This is a genomic window from Microcoleus sp. A6-C6, from assembly GCF_036705955.1.
GTDB lineage: Bacteria > Cyanobacteriota > Cyanobacteriia > Cyanobacteriales > Microcoleaceae > Microcoleus.
Map to the genome: position 1 here is coordinate 1 of NZ_JAUBVR010000155.1, position 4,407 is coordinate 4,407.

General features: G+C 47.5%; 6 protein-coding genes. 3 read left to right on the forward strand and 3 right to left on the reverse strand.

Annotated elements, in window-relative coordinates; translation table 11 throughout:
• The coding region (locus tag QUB52_RS28680; protein ID WP_332975627.1) for a hypothetical protein at positions 1–195 on the forward strand (195 nt) is incomplete at its 5' end.
• Here the strand turns inward: QUB52_RS28680 and QUB52_RS28685 are convergent.
• Complete coding sequence (locus QUB52_RS28685) at positions 164–1,129, reverse strand: NAD-dependent epimerase/dehydratase family protein (protein ID WP_332975628.1); 966 nt, start codon at positions 1,127–1,129, stop codon at positions 164–166. The genes QUB52_RS28680 and QUB52_RS28685 overlap by 32 nt on opposite strands.
• 405 nt (positions 1,130–1,534) lie before the next feature.
• Positions 1,535–2,599, reverse strand: a complete 1,065-nt coding sequence (hemE, locus tag QUB52_RS28690; protein ID WP_332966668.1) for a uroporphyrinogen decarboxylase — start codon at positions 2,597–2,599, stop codon at positions 1,535–1,537.
• A 294-nt stretch (positions 2,600–2,893) separates the two neighbouring features.
• Here hemE and QUB52_RS28695 point away from each other — a divergent pair, with 294 nt between their 5' ends.
• Positions 2,894–3,535 (forward strand): DUF421 domain-containing protein, encoded by a 642-nt coding sequence (locus QUB52_RS28695; RefSeq protein WP_332966667.1) that lies wholly within the window; start codon positions 2,894–2,896, stop codon positions 3,533–3,535.
• 168 nt (positions 3,536–3,703) lie between these two features.
• A complete protein-coding gene (locus tag QUB52_RS28700) occupies positions 3,704–4,090 on the forward strand; it encodes a hypothetical protein (protein ID WP_442923238.1) in 387 nt (128 codons plus the stop codon).
• Positions 4,091–4,189: 99 nt separating this feature from the next.
• Here the strand turns inward: QUB52_RS28700 and QUB52_RS28705 are convergent, their stop codons facing one another.
• Positions 4,190–4,321 (reverse strand): hypothetical protein, encoded by a 132-nt coding sequence (locus tag QUB52_RS28705; protein WP_332975629.1) that lies wholly within the window; start codon positions 4,319–4,321, stop codon positions 4,190–4,192.
• Positions 4,322–4,407: the final 86 nt, after the last annotated feature.

Consider the following 4,407-nt stretch of genomic DNA (forward strand, 5'->3'; position numbering starts at 1 on the left):
TGCACTTTATTCTCGATCGCAGTATCGAAACTCAGACGAGGCAATATGTGCTCGATTATTCAGCAAGCCCTAATTAGGGACGATGCTCTGAGCAAAGTCCCACAATCTTTCTTGTGGGACGTTGCTCAGAGCATCGTCCGATTATTGGTGCGGAGTGTACGCGCTACTTTGCATTTTTATCGGGAATCCCGCTAGTTCTTAACATATCAGCAACTGTGGCGCAATAACTCGGCAGTCCAACGCTTTCGGGATTGACAAGATTTTGATAGGTAAAATGGCGGTAGCTGATACAAAATCTGTCCCAAGCAGCCATCTGAATTCGGAACAGCCAGATAAAGAAATCGGCTAGCCAAGCTGACAGAGTGATCCGAAAAAATATCTGTTTATGCAAATATTTGCAAGCTTGTTCGACAACTTGGTTCGCGGTAATCGCCGGATTTCCTAGCACAAAATGTCGCGTTTCCTCGGAAGCTGGGGGATGTTCTACTAAGTAATTAACGACTGTGGCAATATCTGCGCCGTGGATGAAGTGAAAGCTGCCATCTGCCTTAAACCAGCGAATCAAACCTATCCATTTGGCGACAAGTGGCAAACCGGATGATAGGTGAGAAACGGGTTTTTCTGCATCTCCTCCCAATACTAAGGTTGGGTAAAGTGCGGTAATCGGAGGCACATTTGTCAAGGTCGATAATTGCGTCATGCAATCGTATTTGGATCGAACATAATCTGTTCCCAGTTCCCCGGCTTCTTTGAGCAAGTTGTTGTCTCTACCGAGGATGCTGGCTGTTGAAAAGTATATTACTTGTTGGCAAGTCTGGGGCGAAAGTAGTTGAATTAGGCGCAGGGTTTTGGTGACGTTGACATCAAAAACTTCTTGGGTTCCTCCCCAAGCTGTGGCGGCTAAAATTGCTACGTCTATTGTTTGCAGAAGTTCGGCATGGCGATCGATATCTTTCATGTCGCCTTCTATAATATTGATGCCGGGGCGGGCTTTCCAGTCAAATTTTAGCTTATCGGGGTTGCGAACTAATAGGTAAAGTTCGTGGTTTGTCTGTTGAATCAAGGTTTCGGCCATGTAGTGACCGATACAGCCACTTGCACCCGTCACAAAAATTTTTTTGGGGTTCATTTTGCCGGAGGGGAAGAGGGGAGAAATGAGCGTTTTTTATGGTAGGGAAACGGCACTGCCGTGTCCTCTTTCCACGGTAGGGAAACGGCACTGCCGTGTCCTCTTTCTTACAAATATTGTGTGTTTTGTCCACAAATATTGTGTGTTGTTGGCACGGAAGGAGACGGCAATGCCGTGTCCCTACAAATATTGTGTGTTTTGTCCACAAATATTATGTGTTGTTGGCACGGAAGGAGACGGCAATGCCGTGTCCCTACAAATATTGTGTGTTTTGTCCACAAATATTATGTGTTGTTGGCACGGAAGGAGACGGCAATGCCGTGTCCCTACAAATATTGTGTGTTGTTTCGACGGTAGGGAGACGGCATTGCCGTGTCCCTACAAATATCGCAATCAAATCGCAATTTAAGCAGTAACTGCGAGCAATTTGTCGGCTTGTTTGGCGGTTTCAAAGAAGAAACGCACGTTGTCTTCGGGGGTTCCCGGTAATACGCCGTGTCCTAAATTGAGGATGTGTCCGCGCGGGCCCGCTTTGCGAATTGTATCAAGAATTCGATCGCGAATAAACGCTTGAGAACCAAACAACACGCCGGGATCGAGATTTCCCTGAACGTTCATGTTGGGGCCCAAACGTCGGCGGGCGTCGGCCATATCAACCGTCCAATCGACGCTGATGATATCCGCGCCGGATTTTGTCATGCGTTCGAGGAGGCCGCCACTACCGCTGACTAAGAGAATTAGCGGGGTGTCGGGATGGGTTTTTTTGACTTGCTCAAATACCTGTTTTTGGTATGGTAAAGCGAATGTTTCGTAGTCCTGCGGGGACATTTGGCCGGCCCAGGAGTCGAACATTTGGACTACTTGCGCGCCGCAGTCGATTTGATAGCGCATATAAACTGCGATCGCATCGGCGAATTTTGACAGCAACTGATGCAGTAAAGTTGGATCGGAAAATGCCATGTTTTTGATGATGGCATAATACTTAGAACCTTTACCCTCAACGGCATAGGCCGCCAGCGTCCAGGGCGCGCCGACAAAACCGAGCACCGTGGATTTGTTGCCTACTTCCGCGCGCAGGGATTGGAGAATTGTTTTGATAAACGGCAAGCTTTCTTCCGGGTTCAGCGGTTGCAGGTTGTCGATTTGCTCTTGAGTGCGGATGGGTTCGTGGATAATCGGGCCTTTGCCTTCGGCGATGTCCATGTCGATGCCCAAACCGGGCATTGGGGTGACGATATCGGAAAACAGAATTACGCCGTCGGGTTGAAACGCGCGCCACGGCTGAAGGGAAACTTCGATCGCAACTTCGGGAATTTCGGAACGTTCGCGAAACGAGGGATACTTTTCTCGCAAATCTCGATAGGCCTTCATGTAGCGACCGGCTTGGCGCATCATCCACACGGGCGGGCGGTCTAGGGTTTCGCCGCGGGCTGCCCGCAACAGTAAGGGAACTTCGTTTAATACCGACATTTTAACTTTTCTCTGACTTAGATATTTCAATGCCTTTGGTAGCTTACCATTGTGCGATCGTCCTTTTTGATCGAAAATTCGGCGATCGGCGGGGATGGAGATGAGGCAATCGCCTGAGTTCGATAGCAACCTTCTGGCACGTTAACAGTTGACAGTTGACAGTTGACAGTTGACAGTGAAGTTTTTAGGCTGGGCTTAAATCCCCTGTCTAAAAACAATCCACCTAAAGGTGGGGGCTTAAATCCCCTGTGCTTTGGTCAAGGCATCCTTAATAGCTGAAACTATTGCTAAGGAATGAATTTTCACCTCGACCCTTCTGTTACAATGACAATCGAAACTAACAGAATGCGCGACGCCGACATCAAGCAGACAAAGCATCTAGCACTCTTTGCAGCAGCAAAGCGCCCAAAATCAGGACGGCAAAATAAAAATATGTTTTTTGACAATTGGTTTGAATTGATTCGGATTTTGACGATCGGCGTTTCCGCTTACGTCGTGCTGATTTTTTTGCTGCGAGTCTCCGGCAAGCGAACTCTGTCGAAGTGGAATGCCTTCGATTTCATCGTTACCATCGCGCTCGGTTCGACGCTGGCGACTATCGTCATGTCAAAAGACGTTTCGCTCGTCGAGGGCGTTGTCGCCCTCGGCTTACTCATCGGGCTGCAATTCATCGTCACGTGGCTTGCCGTGCGGGTAAAGTGGGTAAAAAATCTGATCAAAGCCGAACCTACTATGCTGCTCAACCAAGGCCAATTTCTGCCTGTGGCGATGCGGCAGCAGCGCGTGAGTGAATCGGAAATTCGGGCGGCGATTCGGGGGACGGGCTGCGCGTCGATCGAAGAAATCGAAGCAGTCGTGCTGGAAACCGACGGCAGCATGAGCGTTGTCAAAAAATCTCCGAACAATTCGCGATCGGCTCTCCAAGATGTAGCTTAGTCGATCGGCACCAGCTATTGTCTGTCATTGCGAGGCCCGTTAGCGTAGCGATCCGAAGGAAAGCAATTGCGGGATCTGTTTTGTATGGAAACTAATTGAATGGAAACTAATATTTTGCAGCGCTTGTGGTATCCCAGAGGTTAACTCCCCACTGGCTGGGTAAACTAATTGAATAGAAACAACAAAAAAGGTGGCTGTCAGCCGCCTTTTTCTTTTATCTACCCATCCTTAAGATATAATGAAGAAAGTTCTAGAAGGCAAAGTAGTGCTAGGAAGTTATTTATGCAAACAATCCTATTAAGTCACGAAGAAGTCGGAAAGCTTGCGAAGCAACTTTATGAAAGCACCATCCGTGAAAAAGTAGAGTCAGAAAACAATATTGGTAAAATGGTGATTATCGACATTGAGACAGGTGAGTATGAAGTTGACAAAAATGGCTTGCAAGCAGCGCGGAACCTCAGCAAAAAGCATCCAAACCCTAGGCTTTTTGGTATCCGAATCGGATACAATGTTGCGGCTTCCCTAGGCGGTGTTATGGAGCGTGTTAGCAAGTGATTTCTGGTATTGTAAATGACGGACACCCCACTGTTGCTGTGCAATTTCGTTTCCCAAATCGTCCAGACTTATCTATCGAGTTTGTAGTAGACACAGGATTTACAGATCAACATCGTCTTCAATTTGCCGATCCCAGACTTGTTGGTGATACTCTATCAGCCAAGCCGTTAGTTCGGATAGTTCCTTAACTGACAAGTTCATAATTGCTGTTTCAAGTTCTTTAACACTCATAGATTTTGCGTATCCGCTCAATAAATCGGGGTAACAGCAAAAAAGAAGGTTCACAATCTAGCCACAGCATGGTAAAATACAAAACA

What these genes read in the sequence shown, in the direction of transcription:
- QUB52_RS28685 (WP_332975628.1), bottom strand. Translation starts at nt 1,129, where the DNA reads ATGAACCCCAAAAAAATTTTTGTGACGGGTGCAAGTGGCTGTATCGGT.
- hemE (WP_332966668.1), bottom strand. Translation starts at nt 2,599, where the DNA reads ATGTCGGTATTAAACGAAGTTCCCTTACTGTTGCGGGCAGCCCGCGGC.
- QUB52_RS28695 (WP_332966667.1), top strand. Translation starts at nt 2,894, where the DNA reads ATGAATTTTCACCTCGACCCTTCTGTTACAATGACAATCGAAACTAAC.
- QUB52_RS28705 (WP_332975629.1), bottom strand. Translation starts at nt 4,321, where the DNA reads ATGAGTGTTAAAGAACTTGAAACAGCAATTATGAACTTGTCAGTTAAG.